An 18,254-nucleotide genomic window follows, 5' to 3' on the forward strand; every position below is an offset into this window, starting at 1 on the left:
AACCTTTTGGCTGGCACCTTGAATTTGGGCGGGGTATTTTCACTAATTCCTACCATCGCCCCACCACGATCCTTAAAGTTCCACCTTTCACACTGTTTCTCCACACAAGCGAAGCTACTAGCCGGATATTTCTAGATAGTTCACAAAAAGCGAGCCGCACCACATATCCAATCCTCTTCATGTAATGCAGCTCTTTCGCGCAAGATTCGCTTCCCTTTTCACGCGCACGAAGTCTGTGTTAGAACCGCTTTACCATCCTCGTCACACCAAATCTAATATCGTGAGACCCTAGGATTCAGACTCCAGTTACTCCCCTAATCCATTCACGGTAAACCGCAACGTCAACCGCCTTAGATGGCGCATAAGGATCAGACCAGACGGAGTGCGAACCAATCACATTAACACCAATAATTTCCCCATCGCTATTAACTACCGGACCACCAGAATCTCCATGATTCGATCCTCCAGTGACTCCCTTTAGCTGGAGCACCTCACCAGCATTAAATTGAGAGAACGCACCAATAACCTTTAACTTAGCGCTACGAAGTGTTTTCACTTCAGTATCTTGAAAGCCACGTCCATACCCATAAAGAGTTACTTCTTCACCCTCAACAAACTCATGCACATCCACCAAAGTCCCATACTTCGTTAGGACATGAGGGATGGCGAGATGTAAAAGGACCATATCTGTATTCTTTGCAATTTCAAATCTGTCAACGTCATAAGCCGGCCCCGGCCGTTCTTTACTGTTCGAAAAATGCACTTTAACAGCCGACGGAGATGCGTTTGTATCTTCGTAAGTTTCACCCTCCACGCAGTGCCCTGCTGTAAGGATCCATTCTTCAGAAATCGCAGTTCCAGTGCACTTATAAGCACTACCGTCAGGCTTATTCCAGATTTGCACCTGTACGATTTCTTCAGCACGAGCTTCCTCCCCCAAAGTTACTGCCTGCGACGTCGTTACCAACCCCAACATCGCAAAACAAAGGGCAACAAGAAAACCAAGCACAACTGAGGGAAAACCCACCGAATTGTTAGACCTTTTTAGAGCTGTCACAGATTCACCACTTCCTTATTGAGAACGATTCTCTTTTAGAATAGAGCTGCTAACAGGTGTTTTTCCAGGAAGGAAACAAAAAGCGAGCTGCACCACATGTCCAATCCTCTTCATGTGATGCAGCTCATTCGTGCGAGATTCCCTTCCCTTTTCACTCGCACGAAGTCTGTGTTAGCTTTGCCTATGCCCAATGAGCACCACAGGCGCTCACCCCTGCAAAATCGGCTCATGGGAGAGAACTAGTTCTTGGCGGCGAACCCACCTCCTACTGGCTACAATTTGTTCGTCGACCTGTTCAAAAGCCCGCGTACGGTCTGTTATTTTGCTACGTTTTCGGCGTCGCCTCCATAGAAGTTGCGTGCCTCCAAACACACCTAGGAACACTAGCCCGTCGACCGTAGCCATCATCGCTGAAGTAGCAAGATCGAATTGATAGGAAATCACAAACCCGAAGAAAGCAACGATTAATGAGACTACGATGGTTACAGCAAGCATTGGAGCCATACGTTTGGTAATTAGCCGAGCTGTCGCAGCCGGTACAATCAATAGCGCAACCACTAATACGGCGCCCGCCATTTTAAAAGCAGCCGTAATCGTTATAGATACAATAAACATAAGTGTGTAATTGATTGCACGGACTGGGTAGCCTTGGATTTTCGCCAGTTGCGGGTCAAATGTTGCAGCGATCAATGGCCTCCACAGCAATGAAATACCAAGAATGTCAAAGATCAGCACCGCTAGCATGATCCAAAAATAAGTTGGACCATAGTCAATTCCATTAACCACTAGATGGTTGATCGAAGCAATATTTAAATCTCCCTCCAATACAGCATCTTCATGAAGGTCAATCTTTGAAAAAATCGTAGATAGCATCACCACACCCAAGGAGAACAGTGCAGGGAAAAACACTCCAATCGTTGCGTCAGCATTGACAAGGCCAGTGTGACGAAGCCCTTCCGAGGTAAAAACAATCACCATCCCCATAAGTGCAGCTCCAATAATGAGCAACGGTGAATCAATTGAGCCAACCGCCCATGCGGCTAAAACAATTCCAGGTAGCATGCCGTGGCTCATCGCGTCAGCAAACATTGATTGGTGGCGTACCACTAGAAAAACTCCTGGAATTGCACAGGTAATTGATGTAATCACAGCTAAGAGCAAAACGGAAGCAGCTACACTCATCGCGCATTCCTAACGTGGGAGAGAATAGCTTTCCTCAGCTCTCGCCGCTTTCGCGAGCGTTTTATTCTTTGGACGACTACGGATCGTTGCGGCGAAACGAGAAGCGATAGGAGCAAGAATCCAGTCAATATCAAAACGATCACGGGTCCAGTAGGAACGTTTCCTAGTGATACGGACAGCCACGTTCCTAATACCGAACTCAGACCACCAATCAGCCCCGATAAAACCACCATCGAACCGAAGCGGTTCGTCCACTGACGCGCTGTAGCTGGAGGAACAATTGTGAACGCAACCATTAAGATCAACCCAACCGCTTTAACACCAAGCACAACTGCAACCACCATGGAGCTAAGTAAAAGTGGTGTTAATACCGACGACGAAAATCCAAGCACGTGGCTAAACTGCCTATCAAAACAAAAGGAAGTAAATTCTTTTCGAAACATCGTTACAATCAGCAAGCAAAGCAAGCTCAAAATGGCAATCGTGATTACATCGGCGATAGTAAGGGAAGTTGCCGAGCCAAGTAGCGCCGAAGAAATTCCGCCTTTACCCGGGTACTTCCCATGAATAATGACCCGTAAAAGGACCAGTCCACCCCCGTAGAACAAGGCAAGCATGACGGCCATTGTTGCGTCATCACCTAGCGGCGTTGAGCGAGCGATCCAATCGGAGAGCAACACCGCAAGCAAAGCAGCGATCACCGACCCAACCACCAGTACAATCAGCGATCTCCCATCGACTCCAAAAACGATCGAACTGATAAGAAAAGCTGCCATTACACCAAGCGTAGAAGCATGCCCAATCACGTCTGAGAGTAATGATTGACGCCGAGTATAAAGGAAACTCCCCAATATTCCACATACCAGCCCGATAAGAAATGTTCCCAGAGAGATTATTCGATAGGAATAAGTTGATAGAAAGACAAGGATATCCATCATTCACCAATCCATCGCCAGCTTTTGACTGGATTTCAATTCAGAACAAGGCTCTGAGCCGGTATCCGTTTTTATCTGCTGTTCCGTCTGTGTTTCCGTTTCTACTTTCATCTCCGACGACGACGCCAGATTGAGTTGCCGCATAACACCGTACGTTTTTTCAACATTTTCCCTCTTGAATACATCATGAAGAGGTCCTACAGCAATTACTTCTTTATTAATAAAGAGTACCCACGTACAAAAGTTAGAAAGCGTTGCGAGATCATGATGGACGACGACGATTGTTTTACCAAGTGCTTGCAGGCTTAAGAGAACCTCGATAATCGCTTTCTCAGAAGCAGCATCAACTCCCGAAAATGGCTCATCCATGAGGATAAGGTCCGGATTCGATACCAGTGTTCGCGCTAAAAAGGTGCGTTGCTTTTGTCCGCCCGACAGCTGACCAATCTGACGATTTGCTAAATCAACCAAGCCAACTTGCTCAAGAGCTTTCCAAACTGCCTCTTTTTGAGCAGCTTTCGGGCGGCGCAACCAACCCAGCGAACCGTATGTCCCCATAAGGACGACGTCGTAAACAGTTGCCGGAAAATCCCAATCAACCTCGGATTGTTGTGGCATATATCCAATCCGCTTACGAACGTGACGTAACTGTTCACCAAAGAAAGTTGCACCGCCCACGAGCGAAGGAAGTAGACCGAGCATCGATCGCATCAATGTTGATTTTCCGGCACCATTCGGACCAACGATCCCCAGGATTTCCCCTTCGGGCAAATCAAAAGAAACATGGTCAAGAACTAGTTCTTCACGGTAAGCAACACATAAATTCGAAACGCTCAACACCGCTGTCATAGTATTTTCCTCCACAGCTAGCTACTTAAGGCTGTAACATTCTTGAGGATTTAGTTTGTTAAAACTAAATCCTTACTTTCCGAGACCCTTAGCAATAGCCTCGGTATTATGCTTCAGAACTCCCAAGTAGGTATTAACTGGATCTTTGTCTCCCAAAGAATCAGCAAACAGTTCATCATCGGATGCTGCAACATTCCAGCCCTTCGACTTCACGTTTTCCTGCAAAGACTTAACTGCTTGTGGATTTTGAAGATTGTCTACGAAAATCGTCTTGACCTTCTTATCTGCAATTAACTGAGCTAGATCATTAAGTTCACTTGCCGACTTTTCTGCTTCCGAAGTAACAAAATCAGTTGCGTAGACCTTTAAGTCATAACGCTTACCCAAATAGTTGAAGGCATCATGGCCGGTAACCAGATTACGCTGATCCGCTGGAATCTTCGCTAGAACTTCCTTGGCAGCCTTATCTGCAGAATCAATCTTCTCATTGTACTTTTCTGCGTTGTCTTTGTATTTGTCTGCATTATCAGGATCGATCTTGCCAAGATGCTTCGCCACTTCGGTAACAACAATCTTCCAGTTTTCTGGTGAATTCCAAATATGTGGATCGAAGAGGTCATTTCCGGCATCATCCTTTTCGGGCCATGGCAACAGCATATCTTTAGGAAGCTTACTTCCAACCGCAATTTGCTTTGATCCTAGCCCTTCGAGCTGCTTCGTCATCAACGCTTCAAGATGAAGACCATTCCAAATTACAGCATCGGCTGAATTAAGTTCTTCAATATCTTTTGTGCTGGGTTGGTACGTATGAGGATCTCCCCCGGGCTTGACCATCGTATAAACATCTACTCCGGGCGCAATGTTTTCAACTGCATCAGCTAAATATCCAGTAGTTGCGAATACGTGTAGAGAATGCTTGCCCGAGCCAGGCTTGGGTGAATCCTTCGAATCAGCTGTTGAACAAGCGCCGATTGCAAATGCCATTAACGAAGCCGTCACCAAGGCAAAAGAACGCTTTAGCTTACGATGCATGTGTATCCTTCCGGTAAAATGAGAATCATAGTCAAGTTAAACTACTTAGGCTAGCCTAACCTCACTCACAATAAATTAGTAATGACTTTTACCCCAACCGGCGTTTTAGTGTTCCATTACACAAATAAAGCAGGGAGGGCGATGCCTATTAATTGAGGCATCGCCCTCCCTGCTGCACTGAACTCAAGGTTCAAATAAAGCTCAGCCAACTAAGATGAACTCAGATATTTACTTCATTGCTCAACTGAGTAGGATTTCCAAAGCGATGGTTTGTAAACGAAACAGCTTGCTCTTGCAAGAACGGAACCAATTCAACCCGTCCATTAAGAGTTACCTGTCCGCTCCATACTGCAACATCCGCAACCACTTCTGGCGAAAGCACGGAAGCCAATGCGGAAGCATCTCCACCAATTAGACGAATTCGGGCATCAAAACCAGCACGATGTGCCCATTGGGTCGAAGACTTTAGGAAATCATCATCGCTTTCAATCGTCAATTCAACATCGTTTTCACCAAGGAACGCCTTAACGTTTCCAGATAGTGAAGCCGGAGCAGAAACCGTGACATCCGAGCCAACTGCAAGTCCCGCAGCTACAAGAGCAACAAGTTGCCACTCCTCTTCCCCTTCGGACAACCGAACGGTTATCGGGAGCGGACGGTAACGCAATACGTTCCGTTCAACTCCCAGAGCCGACGGGTCGTGACCGATTCCAAATTCAGTTGCGATTGCGTCGTCGGCAGAATGCAGCAGCGAGGTTAGGGATGATCCGTGATCAACATCCTCAGCCAGTCCAGCCGCCTTAGATAGCACCGCTCTTCTCAATGATCCCTTGGTATCAACCTGCGCTACTTCGTCTCGCACAAAAGTACCCAAACCAAACAGGTAGGATGGTCCGCCAGCCTTGGTTCCCGCTCCTACAGCCGAGCGCTTCCATCCACCGAATGGCTGTCTGCGCACAATAGCACCCGTAATTCCACGGTTGATATAGACGTTTCCAGCCTTGACGTGCTCTAGCCAGAGGTTGATTTCATCGGCATCTAACGAATGAATGCCAGCAGTCAAACCGAAGTCAGTCGCATTTTGGAGTTCAATAGCCTCTTCAAGCGTCTCAGCCGTCATTACTCCAAGAATCGGTCCAAAGTATTCAGTCAAATGATACTCCGATCCCGGTTTCACACCGCTGCGAACGCCTGGGCTCCAGAGTTTTCCTGATTCATCAAGCTGTTTAGGCTTTATCGCCCATGTCTCGCCTTCACCCAGCGTCGTTAGACCACGCAGAAGTTTGCCTGCTGCTGGCATAACAAGTGGTCCCATTTCGGTTTCAAGGTCCCATGGCCAGCCGACGTTCAATGACTTAACACCGTCAAGGAGCTGGCGCCGGAAACGCTCGGAGCGAGCAACTGATCCCACCAAAATCACAGTCGAACAGGCCGAACATTTCTGTCCGGCATGCCCAAATGCGGAGGTGATGACATCCTTAACAGCCAAATCCAAATCGGCGTGTGGAGTAACAATGATCGAATCCTTGCCAGAGGTTTCAGCAAGGAGACCAAGGTCAGGGCGCCAGGATTTAAAGAGCTTTGCGGTATCGATAGATCCCGTCAAAATTACTCGATCTACCAGCGGGTGGGTAATGAGCTCCTTACCCAATTCTCCCTCTGAGATATCTACAAATTTAAGTAGCTCTCGAGGCACACCTGCATCCCACATAATTTGCGCAAGAACAGCACCAGTTCGTGCCGCTTCAGGTGATGGTTTGAATACAACACCAGCTCCTGAAGCGAGTGCCGCTAACACGCCACCAGCTGGAATTGCCATCGGGAAGTTCCATGGTGGAGTCACAACGATGACGCGCGAGGATTCATATTTAGCACCCGGCAAATTATCGAGTTGCTTTGCCTGCTCAGCATAGTAGTGAGCAAAGTCCGTTGCTTCGGAAACTTCCACGTCGCCCTGATCAAGCGCTTTTCCGGCCTCTGATCCAGCAACTTCGATAAGTTCCCCACGGCGCTTTGCCAATTCAATTCCAACTTTGTGGATTAACTCGGCACGCTCAGCACCCGACTTTTCAGCCCATTTAGCGCCGGCATCTGCAGCTTCAGAAACAATTTTGTTGAGAGAATCGATATCGGAAACACGTGCTTTTTCTAGAACTTCTTTTCCAAGCTTAGAATCCTTCATCCGGCTAGCAATCTCACGCGCCCACTTCTGATTCGCTGGCAACGACGGATCGGAATCTGGGGTGTTTTCGAACGTCCAGTTCCCATCGGCGTCGGACACCAGGGCACGGAGATCGTCATCGGACTCGTTATTTCGATCTTGGAGACGGCGCGGCCCCACTGGATCCGTGAAAGCGTGCGAGAGAGCAGCTTGGAAACGGCCCTGCTCGCGTGCAAGAAGATCGTCGTTTTCAGCAATCTCAAAGATGGAGGACATAAAGTTAGCTGGAAGAGCATTTTCCTCAAGGCGACGCACCAGGTATGCAATAGCAACGTCGTATTCCTCCGGGTTAACCACTGGGACGTAGTATAGAAGATGACCTACATCCTTGGTCATCGCAGCTGCCTGCGGAGCCGCCATACCCGATAGCATTTCAAATTCAACGTCATTCCCATTGAGAATTCCACGCTCTTTAGCAAGTTCAAAAGCGAAAGCCGCCGTGAAGAGGTTCATTCCTGCAACACCAATGTTAACGTTCTTAATGTGTTCAGGGCGAAGCGCATATTCGAGTACGCGAATGTAGTTCGCATCCGTATTCTCTTTGCTTGGTTGAGTAACAAGTTCCCAGCCGTGAATTGCCGATGCAACGCGTTCCATTGAAAGGTTTGCACCCTTAACCACACGAACCTTGATTGGTGCTCCACCGCTGCTAACTCGCTTGGAAGCCCACTTTTGAAGTCCTTCCATCGCAGGCAAAGCGTCTGGAAGGTAAGCCTGGAGAACAATTCCAGCACGTAGCTCGTGAAACTCGGGGCGCTCAAGGATACGTTTAAAAACGTCGATAGTCATATGGAGGTCGTGATACTCCTCCATGTCCAGGTTGACGAACTTCTTTGGAGAATATGAATTGGCTCGCTCATACAGTGGGAGCAAAGCATTTACGGCATTTTCAACTGCCTCTTCATATGCCCACGGATTGTGTGGGCCAATAACAGCCGAAACCTTCATCGAGACGTAGTCGACGTCGTCACGCTCAAGAAGCTTGATAGTATCGGCCATGCGCTTCTCGGCTTCCTTATTTCCGAGCACAGCTTCACCGAGGAGGTTCATATTCAGCCGTGCGCCCTTTGCTTTGAGGCGCGCAATCGATTTCGTGAGTCCCTTCCCCTTAGCATCAAGCACAAGATCACCCACAAGCTGCTGGAATACCTTTGTTGCAGCTGGAACGACGACGTCGGGCAACACCGGCGCCACTGCTCCACCAAGTTTCAACGGAGCACGCAAGTAATTCGGTAGGAAGCTCGGTCCTTGCGAGGCAAGTTTAGCAATCGTGTGGGCCGCGACTTTGCGGTCTTCTGGGCGGATCACACCGTCAACGAATTCAACCGTAAAATCAAGACCGTTGGGATCTTGCAAAGTTTTGGCAAGAAGAAGAGCTGCCCGATCGTCCGGGTAGTTTTTAGAGTCTTCAAGCCAATTCTTCGCCCTGGCTTCGGCTCTACGACCAATTTCTTCAAAGTTCATTGTTAGCACTCTTTTCTTTGATTTTTGAATATAGCTTCGTTGTTACAAATTGAAATAAATCCACAGCGCACCAAATTCCCCGCCCTACCCTTGCGGACAAAACGGGGAATTTGGCTTTACGTTAGCAGAAATTTAGCGGGCAATCTGACCATCTGGATTCAACTTGATTGCATCATATTCAGCACCAAGCCCATATTCGGCATCGATTTCCTCGCCGGATGCGCGCGAAAGCCTAACAGCAGCGGTAAATTCGGCATCGATTTCAGGATCAAATTTGTACGTTAAGTTCGATACGAGATAAGCAATCAGCATTGCAAAAATGAAGCCTGGGACGATTTCGTAGAGACCGAAGAGTTTGAAGGTTCCCCATACTCCTACCGTTACCGCACCAGTGAGCATTCCCGCTAGCGCGCCTTGCCACGTGAGCTTACGCCAGTAAAGTGCCAGGAGAACGATCGGTCCGAAGGCCGCTCCGAAGCCCGCCCAAGCAAATGCAACCAGGTTAAGGATCGAGTCAGTCTTGAACCATGCAAACAGTGCCGCCAAAACCGAAACTGCCAAAACGGTGATTCGGCTGATGGTAAGACCATAAGACGCATCGTGCTTACGGTTACCTTTCGCGTTGAAGATATCTTCGACCACTGCAGACGATGTTACGAGTAACTGAGAAGAAATCGTGGACATGATTGCCGCCAAGATCGCAGCAAGCATGAAGCCTGCAATGATCGAAGGGAACATGTGCTGGCCAGCAATGATGAAGACGGATTCAGCTTTGTCTTTTCCAACCTTGAATAATCCACTACTGTCTGCAGCGATACCAATCATTGCAGTACCGCCAGCCCCGATAACGGAAAGAAGCATCCAGCCGATTCCAATGCGACGAGCCTGTTGAGCTTCGGCCGGACTACGCAACGCCATGAATCGAACGATGATGTGTGGTTGTCCAAAATACCCTAAACCCCACGCTAGAGCTGAAATAACGCCAACAACTGTCGCCCCACCGAAAGGAGAAAGGAAGTGAGGATTTTCCGCGGCGATACCTTCAGCAACATTGCCAAATCCACCAAGCGCAATAACACCTGCGACCGGCACAGCCACTAGAGCAGCCAACATCATGAGGCCCTGGACCATGTCGGTCCACGATACTGCCAAGAACCCGCCAACCAGTGTGTAGAGAACAACAACACCCGCCACGATCGTCATTCCAAGGTGGTAATCCATGTGGAATGCCGATTCAAAGAAAACGCCACCAGCGACCATGCCAGATGAAACGTAGAACGTGAAGAATACGAAGATGATCAGACCCGCAACGATGCGAACTGATCGACTGGAGTCCCGAAGGCGATTTCCCAGGAAGGAAGGAACCGTGATTGAGTTTCCTGCGATTTGGGTGTAGGAGCGCAGACGCGGAGCAACAACTTTCCAGTTCACCCATGCGCCAACGGTCAAGCCGACTGCGATCCAAGCCTCAACAAGCCCACTGACATAAAGAGCTCCTGGCAAGCCCATGAGAAGCCAACCAGACATATCTGATGCTCCTGCAGAGAGCGCAGCAACGGTCGGGTTGAGGTCACGTCCGCCGAGCATGTAATCATCTAGGTTTTTCGTGCGTGTATACGCCCATATTCCAATAATCACCATCGCTACAAAATAGATGATCATTGCAATTGCTTGACCAGTTGTTTGATCCAAAGCAATCTCCTCTCCGAGTGAGGCACCACAAAAGTACCATTTCTCGGAAGAATATACGCTTAGGCCCTAAGTCACAAGCGAATCAGGAAAATATCTCAATATTGAGATAAAATAAATCCCTTTTTACTTAGTAAGACGTATCTGTCGGCTTTGGATAATATTGCGCAAATTTGCGGAAATGATTGAGTTTCTGCAAGCGAACCATCATGTTTCGGCGTACCGACTTTTCAAATGTGCTGAAAAGTGGATCGAAGATTTTTTTCTCACGTTTTAAGACGTGGATCCGCTCCGATAGATCTGATTCTTGAACATACTTCGTTAGAAGGCGGAACGGAACCAGCGAATAGAGAATTTCACGATCCATTACTCGTAGCGGCAACGACTCACCGAACACATGATCACGAACCATGATTTCCATCGGATTCACACCACCCGCAGCAACGTAGTACGAGTTTCTACCTATTCGAGGATTAACTTCGAAGAATACTTCCCTACCCGTGCGAGGATCAACCTTGACATCAAAATTAGCGAATCCACGATAGCCAACATGTTGTAAGTATTTACGAGCGCTTTCGAAAAGATCATTAAAAGGCTGGGTGATCATCGCAACCGGATTTCCAATCATGGTTGGAAGATGATCTTCCAAGAGCACGTGCGCTGAAGCGAGCATAGTAACTTCACCATTTGAGTCAACATAAGCCGTAACTGACCGCATTGCAGTATTACCACCTGGAATCAGCTCTTGTAATAGGAAAGTCGACCTAAACCCAGCGTGCTTCAATGCCCCCCAAAGCCGATCTAATTCTGCCTGATCCTCAATAAAGTAGATCTTCTTCTTCCCAGCGAATTTCGTCTCCGCGTAAGCGGCGCTTGATGAGGTCTTTGCCACCAGAGGAAATGGAATCGAGGTTTGCGGGACCTGCCATTCATCACTGTCCGCATTGGCAAAGTCAACAACTTGGGTACGAGGGATATCGATCCCTAACTCCGCACAGTCTTCATAGAATTTTTGTTTATCACTCACCCTGTTCATCGTGGTGAGGTCTGGGAAGGGTACCACCCAACGATCAGAGAGTTCAGGAGCAAGGGTCGCAAGAGTATGCGCCGTGGCATCGAAATTAGCCATCGTCACGAAAACACCGTCGCTAACCTCGTTTTCAAGGTCAACAAACGCACGTTTAACCATTTGTGGATCATGAGTATTAGCAAGAGGTCGAACCTCACAGATCGCAGACTGAGTGATCGCCGGGATCGGGTTACTCGTTAAGCAGATCGACGTCGTACCAAATGCCTCGAAAAACTCTCGTGCAATTGCATAAACACCGATATCTCCGCCTAGGAGAACTGGCGTTATTTGAGTCATAGTCTCACTCCTGAATCCAGAATTAGAATTACGTCTAGTTTATCAGCGTAAGGAAAACGATCACGAAAATAAAAATCTGGCCCCATCAATAGACGGAGCCAGAAAAAGTTTAGGAGAGAAAGCTCAGTCGAGCAGACCCTTCTGTGCAGCCTTAGCCAAACGGCGTGGGATTCGCACCTCGCGACCACCGAAGCGAACGGTCTGAAGCTCGGTAAGCTCAGCCTTCCACTGGGAGCGGCGAGAGCGGGTGTTGCTGCGAGACATCTTGCGCTTTGGAACTGCCATTCCAACCGCTCCTTCCATAATTGGGGGTTCATTCGAACCCATTTGAGACCTGAGGGCTCAGCGTGTTAACACTTGAGCAGACAAACGTCTACTTTAGCCCAGTTTGCATGTGATTATCTACTTCACAGGTGCTATTTGTGCTGAGGAACACCACACATTTCACCGCGCGGAGCATCCACATATCGACTTTATTACAGGACCTGCGATAATAATTCCATGCCTGCTCTGCGCCTTGCTCACTTTACTCCAATAGTTCACGAGATCGAAGTGAAGAAATCTCGTTTTATTACGTGTGCCCGACGTGTAGAAAGTGTCGACGACGCACGCTCCTTCATCACCGAAATCAGAGCTCAGTTCCCGGATGCTCGCCATCACTGTAGCGCATTCGTTGTTTCAGTTCCTGGCGCCAACGATATTCTTCATTCGTCCGACGACGGCGAGCCCTCCGGAACAGCTGGACGCCCAATGCTCGACATCCTCACCGGCTTCGAACTCACCGACGTCGTCGCCGTCGTCGTACGCTACTTCGGGGGCACGTTACTCGGCACCGGAGGTTTGGTACGTGCGTACGGTGACTCGGTGCGAGAATGTCTACTTGGCACAGAAATTTCTCTCCGATCGGAACTGCAGTTAGTAAACGTTGCACTTCCCCATGCTACCGCGGGGAAAATCGAAGCCGATCTAAGAGTACGCGGGTATGATGTCGTTGGCGTTGAATACCAAGCTCGAAACGCAATTCTCTCGCTGGCTGTCCTTAACATCGATCAATGCCAAAACGATCTCGCGGAACTTACCGCTGGAAATGTGAGGCTTGAACTTCGTAACACGATCAATCGTGAACAAATCTGTGGGGAGCTAGGTATGGCACGCTGAGTACCGGCGGCGAGGAATCGTAGTATCCGAGGAAGTCACCAAAGCCGTGGACGTTATAACCCTGCCACAACTCAGCGCGTTCACTGAACGAGAATATCTGGCTCAAAGCGCCATCTTTATTTGAGAAAAATAAGGTAATGCGAGAAAATTTTTAAAGTTAATAATTCAATGAATTTAGGAGAGGCTCGTGACGTTCACAAATACGAACACCGGCACTGCTCCTTCATTGCGCACTTTTACGCTTTGTACCTGTCGCTAGAGCGCCAGGCTTTAGTTGTGCACACTTACTGCATGCCTGTCGCTCATCGGTTTTTAGTTCTGGGAAATCCCTTTATTCTTCTCGAGCCAATTTATTTTCCAAAGAAAGAAAAGAAGTCATGACTATTTACAATTCCATCACCGAAATCACCGGTAAGACTCCACTCGTTAAGATCAATCAACTCGTTTCCAAAGAGCAGGGAACGGTTCTTGCGAAGCTTGAATTCTATAATCCGGCAAATTCAGTTAAGGACCGTATCGGGGTTGCCATCGTTGACGCCGCAGAGAAAGCCGGAGCGCTTAAACCTGGCGGGATGATTGTTGAAGCAACTTCAGGAAATACCGGTATTGCACTAGCGTGGGTAGGCGCTGCTCGTGGCTACAAAGTTGTGTTAACGATGCCTGCATCGATGTCTAAAGAGCGTCGAGCCCTCCTCCGCGGATTTGGTGCCGAACTCGTCTTGACTGAACCGTCTCAGGGGATGCAAGGAGCTGTAGATCGCGCAAAAGAAATCGTTGCTGAGAATCCTGGTTCGGTTTTGGCCTCACAGTTCGCCAATGAAGCTAATCCACAAATCCACGAAAATTCCACCGGTCCAGAAATCTGGAATGACACCGAGGGAAACATCGATGTATTTGTAGCAGGAATTGGCACCGGTGGAACACTGACCGGCGTTGGACGATACTTGCGGTCGCAAAACCCCGATATCAAGATCGTTGCGGTTGAGCCCTCCGACTCCCCACTACTATCTGAAGGAAAAGCTGGTTCGCATAAGATTCAAGGAATCGGAGCAAACTTCGTTCCTGAGGTATTGGACACGAACATATATGACGAAGTAATTGCAGTCGAGTTCGACGACGCATTGAATACCGCTCGTCAAGTAGCGCACAAAGAAGGAATCCTTGCTGGTCTTTCAGGAGGTGCCGCATTGTGGGCAGCGATGGAAATCGCTAAACGACCTGAATTCACGAACAAGACAATCGTTACCGTGCTTCCAGATTTTGGTGAGCGCTACGTCTCCACTGCGTTATTCGAGGGATTGGCTGAGTAAACTCGGATCATGCACAACAGAATTAGCTTTACGGAGCAACTGAAAGAAGATCTTCAAGCCGCTGTTAATCATGACCCAGCGGCACGGAGCACCTTCGAAGTTGCGCTAGTTTACCCAGGAGTTCACGCTCTTTGGGCGTATCGTTTATCCCATATCATGTGGACGAAAAGCATTCTCCTCAAGCTCCCAGCACGCCTTCTTTCGCAAATAGTGCGATCTGTGACGGGAATCGAGATTCATCCAGGAGCTCAGCTTGGTCGAAGACTCTTTATCGACCATGGGATGGGAGTCGTCATCGGTGAAACCGCGGAAGTCGGCGAAGACGTTACAATTTTTCATGGCACCACTCTTGGAGGTACCTCGATGAAAAAAGGGAAGCGTCACCCAACGATTGGCAACCGAGTTACGATCGGTTCGGGTGCGAAGGTTTTGGGACCGATCGTCGTCGGAGATGACGTGCAAATCGGCGCGAATGCAGTAGTCGTTAAAGATGTGCCAGACGGAATGGTTGCTGTAGGTATTCCAGCTAAGAATCGAAATGCTGCGGGCATGGATATTAACATCGACCCAGCGATCTATATCTAAGCTGTCAAAAACTGAAATCATCTCGTTAATTGTTAATGGGTGGGTATGAACAAAGGAAAACCTCGTTCACACCCACCCATGCATTTATGCACTGGTATTTGTTTAAGTTACTATCGCTGTGATTCGAAGTCTGCAATCATGTCGATACGCGATTGGTGGCGTGACTCTACGTCATAGCCCGTGTTAAGGAAGATCTCAACTAGATGCGTTGCCTCGTCAATCGTGTGCTGACGAGCACCAATGGAAATGACGTTAGCGTTGTTGTGCTCACGAGCAAGCTCAGCAGTGGATTCATTCCATGCCAATGCCGCACGTATGCCTGGAACCTTGTTCGCCGCAATCTGCTCACCGTTACCTGAACCTCCGATGACGATTCCAAGCGAACCGGCGTCTTCAACGACTGCCTGTGCACACTCGAAGCACACCGGCGGATATGCGTCGAGTTTGTCATAAACTCGGTAGCCGTGGTCCACCACCTCGAAACCAAGATTGGTCAAGTGCTCAACAAGATGATTTTTTAATTCGAAACCAGCGTGGTCTGTTGCTATATGTACTCGCATGCTCTCAGCATAACTAAGAAATGGATGAAGATTCGAATAATCTGAAAAGATACAATTATCTGTATGACTCAATTAGATCGCACTACACAAGAAGTTGTGTCGCATTTTGACACATCAGTTCGCCCACAAGATGACCTATTCCGTTACGTAAACGGAACGTGGATTTCCAAGACAGAAATCCCTGCAGATCAAGCATCAGCAGGTTCCTTTATTGATTTACGAAACGCTTCAGAAAAACATGTTCAAGAAATTATCCATGAACTCTCTGAAAATGGCGGAAGCAATGACGAGGCTCAGAAAATTGGTGACCTCTTCACCTCTTTCATGGATGCGGACCGCATTGAGGGCCTCGGCGCTGGGCCACTCGCAGAAGATCTCGCGGTTATCGATGAAGCGAAAGATAAGGCACAGCTGGCCCTAGCACTCGCACAGCTAGGCGCCACCGGCGTAGATATGCCATTTAGCATCACAGTTGAGGCAAACCGTAATAATCCACGCGAGTACATCACCTGGATTTTCCAATCTGGAATTGGTATGCCTGACGAAGCGTTTTACCGCGCCCCTGAATACGCACAGATATTTGAGGCATATAAAACCTTCGTTCCTACGCTTTATTCCCTTGCAATGTCCCATGAATCAGAGCACGCACACGACGCTGCTGCGAAGATCATTGCTTTCGAAACCAAGATTGCATCCTCGCACTTCTCAGTAGTTGAATCACGCGATGCTGAGAAGACGAATAACATCATGGCCTTCGAGGACTTCGTTACTTCAGCTCCTGGATTCGATTGGATTCCGGCTCTCCAAGTATTGGGTATCACCCAAGAAAACGCGTCTGAACTTCTTGTTTATACCCCTCGTGCACTGACAGGTTTTGCTCAGGTGTGGGAAGACGCCGATCTAGAAGAGTTGCGTGAATATTTACGTTGGCTGGTAATTCGTGCACGTGCCCCATATTTGTCCAGCCCGATTGTGCAGGCGAATTTCAACTTCTATGGACGCACTCTCAACGGTCAAGAGGAGATGCGCGACCGATGGAAGCGCGGCGTCGGCCTAGTTGACGGAGTTCTTGGCGAAGCAGTGGGAAAGGAATACGTTGCACGCCACTTCCCTCCCGCTTACAAGGCCAAGATGGAGCAGCTCGTTGCTGATCTTCTGGAGGCTTATCGCGAATCGATCACGGACCTCGATTGGATGACTGAGGAGACGAAGAAAAAAGCTCTTGAGAAATTATCGACCTTCGTAACGAAGATCGGGTATCCAGAGACCTGGAAAGATTACAGCGAATTAGTCATCGATCCGGAAGATCTAGTTGGCAACGTTCGCCATTCCGCACGCTTCGAGCTTAATAAAGAAATCAAGAAGCTCGGCACCGAGGTTGACCGCAATGAATGGCATATGTACCCTCAGACGGTCAATGCCTACTACAATCCGGTAGCGAACGAGATCGTATTCCCGGCGGCTATTTTACAGCCACCTTTCTTTGATCCCGACGCCGATGCCGCATGGAACTACGGAGGCATTGGTGCCGTAATCGGTCACGAAATTGGTCACGGATTCGACGATCAGGGTTCGAAGTACGACGGCGAAGGAAAGCTCAATAACTGGTGGACCGAAACCGATCGCCAAGAGTTCGAAAAGAGAACAAAAGCTCTTGTTGACCAATACGAATCCTATGTTCCTGCCCAGTTTAACGCTGATTCTCCACACCACGTTCAAGGTGCGCTTACGCTTGGCGAAAATATCGGGGATCTTGGTGGACTAACTATCGCGCTGAAGGCATACAACATTGCCATGAAGCGTGAAGGTTTTGCGTCTTCGTTAGATGTTCCAGAAATTGAAAGTTTTAACGGCGTACAACGAGTGCTTCTATCCTTTGCTCGAATCTGGCAAGAAAAGCGTCGCGATGAGTTAATGATCCAGCGTGTAGCAACGGATCCACACTCCCCTGCTGAATTCCGATGCAATGGCGTTGTTAAGAACGTTGATGCTTTTGCCGAAGAATTTAATGTTTGTGAAGGAGACGATCTTTACCTAGCTCCAGAAGAACGAGTGCGTATTTGGTGAGCTAACGGATACTACCTTTTCACGTGATCAAAACTCGTGTTCAACATATTGCGGGTGGTATGGATTCGATCTAATTATCGATTTCATACCACCCACAATGTGCCTTAGATACGTTTCAGCTAAAAATCGGGTCAGTATCTCGAGTTCGTTTCAGCTCAAAGAAACCTGGTATCTGAGCAAGCGCAAGAGTGCCGTCCCATAGCTTGATAGCGTCGTCGCCATGAGGTGCGGGAGAAAGGACCGGACCAAAGAAGGCAACGTCACCAACAGCGATGATCGGTACTCCGACGTCTTCCCCTACCAGCGCTAAACCACGTTTCGTCGATTCGTTTCCAAGCCCGTCAAATTCACCGGTAGCTGCCTGGTCAAGGATTGAGGTATCGAGCTCCACAGCCGCTAGCGCCGCTGCACAGGTAGCTGCATCCTTTGGCATCCCCTCATCAAAATGGAGTTTCCCAAGCTCGCTATAGAATTCCCCGAGTTTTTGCGGGAACAACGCGAATACACCGGAGGCAACTTGGGCTCCGATCATTGCTTCTTCAAGGTGGGTGCGATATTCCTGAGGAATATCTTTATCTTCGTTGAGATGCCAGAGTCTAAATGGATTCCAAACGATGTCAAAATCACGCAGTTGCGAAACCTCTACCAGCCATCTAGACGTTATCCACGTCCACGGGCAGGATGGGTCGAACCAAAATTCCACTTTCTGTGCCATCTGTGCCTCCCAAATAAATTCTAAAACTTTGATCAGTAGTTTCAGTATTTCATATTTAGTATTT

The 18,254-nt window shown here is 48.4% G+C and carries 15 protein-coding genes; 4 read left to right on the plus strand and 11 right to left on the minus strand.

The window, feature by feature from the left end; genetic code table 11:
- Positions 1–295 precede the first annotated feature (295 nt).
- The 9 genes from EIH22_RS07105 to rpmF all read right to left on the minus strand — a co-directional run bounded on the left by EIH22_RS07105 (position 296) and on the right by rpmF (position 12,080).
- Positions 296–1,027 (minus strand): S1 family peptidase, encoded by a 732-nt coding sequence (locus EIH22_RS07105; RefSeq protein WP_124055094.1) that lies wholly within the window; start codon positions 1,025–1,027, stop codon positions 296–298.
- Between the two features lie 237 nt (positions 1,028–1,264).
- On the minus strand, positions 1,265–2,239 hold the full coding sequence (locus EIH22_RS07110; RefSeq protein WP_124055095.1) for a metal ABC transporter permease: 975 nt from the start codon (positions 2,237–2,239) through the stop codon (positions 1,265–1,267).
- Positions 2,236–3,177 (minus strand): metal ABC transporter permease, encoded by a 942-nt coding sequence (locus tag EIH22_RS07115; protein ID WP_200829206.1) that lies wholly within the window; start codon positions 3,175–3,177, stop codon positions 2,236–2,238. The genes EIH22_RS07110 and EIH22_RS07115 overlap by 4 nt, the downstream gene beginning before the upstream one ends.
- Positions 3,178–4,023 carry a metal ABC transporter ATP-binding protein gene (locus tag EIH22_RS07120; RefSeq protein ID WP_124055175.1) on the minus strand — a complete coding sequence of 282 codons (846 nt, stop codon included), beginning with the start codon at positions 4,021–4,023 and terminating at the stop codon, positions 3,178–3,180.
- 72 nt (positions 4,024–4,095) lie between these two features.
- A complete protein-coding gene (locus tag EIH22_RS07125) occupies positions 4,096–5,055 on the minus strand; it encodes a metal ABC transporter substrate-binding protein (RefSeq protein ID WP_124055096.1) in 960 nt (319 codons plus the stop codon).
- 220 nt (positions 5,056–5,275) lie between these two features.
- Positions 5,276–8,740 carry a proline dehydrogenase family protein gene (locus EIH22_RS07130; protein WP_124055097.1) on the minus strand — a complete coding sequence of 1,155 codons (3,465 nt, stop codon included), beginning with the start codon at positions 8,738–8,740 and terminating at the stop codon, positions 5,276–5,278.
- A 132-nt stretch (positions 8,741–8,872) separates the two neighbouring features.
- Entirely contained in the window at positions 8,873–10,432 is a 1,560-nt protein-coding gene (gene putP / locus EIH22_RS07135) for a sodium/proline symporter PutP (protein WP_124055098.1), read from the minus strand.
- Positions 10,433–10,559: 127 nt separating this feature from the next.
- Positions 10,560–11,795 (minus strand): carboxylate--amine ligase, encoded by a 1,236-nt coding sequence (locus EIH22_RS07140; RefSeq protein ID WP_124055099.1) that lies wholly within the window; start codon positions 11,793–11,795, stop codon positions 10,560–10,562.
- 123 nt (positions 11,796–11,918) lie between these two features.
- Complete coding sequence (gene rpmF / locus EIH22_RS07145) at positions 11,919–12,080, minus strand: 50S ribosomal protein L32 (RefSeq protein WP_124055100.1); 162 nt, start codon at positions 12,078–12,080, stop codon at positions 11,919–11,921.
- A gap of 216 nt (positions 12,081–12,296) precedes the next feature.
- Here rpmF and EIH22_RS07150 point away from each other — a divergent pair, with 216 nt between their 5' ends.
- The 3 genes from EIH22_RS07150 to epsC all read left to right on the plus strand — a co-directional run bounded on the left by EIH22_RS07150 (position 12,297) and on the right by epsC (position 14,848).
- Positions 12,297–12,953: a YigZ family protein gene (locus tag EIH22_RS07150; RefSeq protein ID WP_124055101.1), complete on the plus strand. Its 657-nt coding sequence runs from the start codon at positions 12,297–12,299 to the stop codon at positions 12,951–12,953.
- 377 nt (positions 12,954–13,330) lie between these two features.
- Positions 13,331–14,263 carry a cysteine synthase A gene (gene cysK, locus EIH22_RS07155; protein WP_124055102.1) on the plus strand — a complete coding sequence of 311 codons (933 nt, stop codon included), beginning with the start codon at positions 13,331–13,333 and terminating at the stop codon, positions 14,261–14,263.
- A gap of 9 nt (positions 14,264–14,272) precedes the next feature.
- Positions 14,273–14,848, plus strand: coding sequence for a serine O-acetyltransferase EpsC (gene epsC / locus EIH22_RS07160; protein ID WP_124055103.1), 576 nt, complete (start codon positions 14,273–14,275; stop codon positions 14,846–14,848).
- Between the two features lie 110 nt (positions 14,849–14,958).
- On the opposite strand, the gene EIH22_RS07165 is transcribed toward epsC, so the two are convergent.
- Complete coding sequence (locus EIH22_RS07165) at positions 14,959–15,408, minus strand: ribose-5-phosphate isomerase (RefSeq protein ID WP_124055104.1); 450 nt, start codon at positions 15,406–15,408, stop codon at positions 14,959–14,961.
- A 63-nt stretch (positions 15,409–15,471) separates the two neighbouring features.
- On the opposite strand from EIH22_RS07165, the gene EIH22_RS07170 reads away from it, so the two are divergent.
- A complete protein-coding gene (locus tag EIH22_RS07170; protein WP_124055105.1) occupies positions 15,472–17,475 on the plus strand; it encodes a M13 family metallopeptidase in 2,004 nt (667 codons plus the stop codon).
- A gap of 115 nt (positions 17,476–17,590) precedes the next feature.
- Here EIH22_RS07170 and EIH22_RS07175 read toward each other — a convergent pair whose 3' ends face one another.
- Complete coding sequence (locus tag EIH22_RS07175) at positions 17,591–18,190, minus strand: mycothiol-dependent nitroreductase Rv2466c family protein (protein WP_124055106.1); 600 nt, start codon at positions 18,188–18,190, stop codon at positions 17,591–17,593.
- Positions 18,191–18,254: the final 64 nt, after the last annotated feature.

It is taken from the genome of Arcanobacterium ihumii (genome assembly GCF_900604515.1).
Taxonomy (GTDB): Bacteria; Actinomycetota; Actinomycetes; order Actinomycetales; family Actinomycetaceae; genus Arcanobacterium_A; species Arcanobacterium_A ihumii.

What these genes read in the sequence shown, in the direction of transcription:
- EIH22_RS07110 (WP_124055095.1), bottom strand. Translation starts at nt 2,239, where the DNA reads ATGAGTGTAGCTGCTTCCGTTTTGCTCTTAGCTGTGATTACATCAATT.
- EIH22_RS07115 (WP_200829206.1), bottom strand. Translation starts at nt 3,177, where the DNA reads ATGATGGATATCCTTGTCTTTCTATCAACTTATTCCTATCGAATAATC.
- EIH22_RS07120 (WP_124055175.1), bottom strand. Translation starts at nt 4,023, where the DNA reads ATGACAGCGGTGTTGAGCGTTTCGAATTTATGTGTTGCTTACCGTGAA.
- EIH22_RS07125 (WP_124055096.1), bottom strand. Translation starts at nt 5,055, where the DNA reads ATGCATCGTAAGCTAAAGCGTTCTTTTGCCTTGGTGACGGCTTCGTTA.
- EIH22_RS07130 (WP_124055097.1), bottom strand. Translation starts at nt 8,740, where the DNA reads ATGAACTTTGAAGAAATTGGTCGTAGAGCCGAAGCCAGGGCGAAGAAT.
- EIH22_RS07140 (WP_124055099.1), bottom strand. Translation starts at nt 11,795, where the DNA reads ATGACTCAAATAACGCCAGTTCTCCTAGGCGGAGATATCGGTGTTTAT.
- rpmF (WP_124055100.1), bottom strand. Translation starts at nt 12,080, where the DNA reads ATGGCAGTTCCAAAGCGCAAGATGTCTCGCAGCAACACCCGCTCTCGC.
- EIH22_RS07150 (WP_124055101.1), top strand. Translation starts at nt 12,297, where the DNA reads ATGCCTGCTCTGCGCCTTGCTCACTTTACTCCAATAGTTCACGAGATC.
- cysK (WP_124055102.1), top strand. Translation starts at nt 13,331, where the DNA reads ATGACTATTTACAATTCCATCACCGAAATCACCGGTAAGACTCCACTC.
- epsC (WP_124055103.1), top strand. Translation starts at nt 14,273, where the DNA reads ATGCACAACAGAATTAGCTTTACGGAGCAACTGAAAGAAGATCTTCAA.
- EIH22_RS07165 (WP_124055104.1), bottom strand. Translation starts at nt 15,408, where the DNA reads ATGCGAGTACATATAGCAACAGACCACGCTGGTTTCGAATTAAAAAAT.
- EIH22_RS07170 (WP_124055105.1), top strand. Translation starts at nt 15,472, where the DNA reads ATGACTCAATTAGATCGCACTACACAAGAAGTTGTGTCGCATTTTGAC.
- EIH22_RS07175 (WP_124055106.1), bottom strand. Translation starts at nt 18,190, where the DNA reads ATGGCACAGAAAGTGGAATTTTGGTTCGACCCATCCTGCCCGTGGACG.